Annotated in this window: 1 protein-coding gene; it reads left to right on the top strand. The window is 29.9% G+C overall.

The genetic code is table 11. The features are described 5' to 3' along the window. Window positions 1–1,212, top strand: a 1,212-nt coding sequence (locus ACVCZW_RS00410) for a hypothetical protein (protein WP_452231344.1), incomplete at both ends; no start/stop codon positions are given.

The raw sequence follows: 1,212 nt of genomic DNA, 5'->3' as shown, positions 1-1,212 counted from the left end.
GAGTATTTAGAAAAATTTTCGCTGCATACTAATAAGTCTGTATATTTTTCAGGAGAAGACATTTGGTTTAAAACCTATGTAGCTTATGATATCACGGAAACACCAAGTTATAGAACCACAAATTTGCACATAAACATCTATGATGCAGATAAAAATCTAATAGCGCATCAATTAGTTTTAGTAGAAAACGGAAAGGTATCAGGAAGCATTAAACTTCCAGAAGATTTAAAAACAAACACCTATTATATACAGCTAGACACCAACTGGAATCGTGGTTTTAATAATGCGTATATAAAACCAATTCAAGTAAATAATTTGCAAGATGGTTTTATAGACTCGCAAGAAAACGAAGTATCCAAAAACGAAGCTATTCACTTTCAGTTTTACCCAGAAAGTAATGTACTATTAGACAACACCGAAAACACGATATATTTTACCGTTTCCCAAAACAACGTACCTATCGCATTACGTGGAAATGTAACAGATATAAATGGAGATATTATTACCAAAATCACTAGTGATAAAAATGGATTAGGAAGCTTTAAACTAAAAGCGCATGCAGAAAACAACTACTATGTTGTTGTAAATAATCTAAAATTCGAAATACCTAAAGCACAAGAAACTGGTTTTATCATTCATAAAACAGAAAATGTAGAAACCAATGATGTAGTAGGCTTAAGTATAGCAACAAATAAAGCCACCATAGAGCAGCAAAAAGGAGAAACTATTTTTGCTGTAATTCACAGAAAAGGATATGTATTATCTGCCATTCCGGTAACGATAAGCGAAGCATATTATAGCTATAATTTAAAGCTTTTAAAAAACGATCTTTTTAATGGCGTAAATACAATTACGCTATTTAATAGTAGGAATCAACCAATTGCAGAACGTAATGTGTTCAGTACTAATAAAAAATTAATTGAATTAGAAGCCACAAAAACTTCTAGCACAAAAGATTCTACATCTATTACATTGAATCTTAAAAACATATATACAAATACCAATGTTAGTATTTCGGTCTTACCAGAAAACTCTTTAATGTATCAAAACCAATATAATATTGTAACCGATTATTTAGTAACGCCTTATTTACAAGATAAAACAGGAAATATCACAAAGTACTTTTCTGAAGATTTTAACCAAAATGAATTGGATACCTACATACAAACAAAAAGTAAAAACAATTTTGTAAATCTACCGAATAACAACATA

This window comes from Lacinutrix sp. MEBiC02595, from assembly GCF_053601555.1.
Note: the sequence above shows the minus strand (reverse complement) of the source record. Positions and strands in the feature narration are given on the sequence as shown.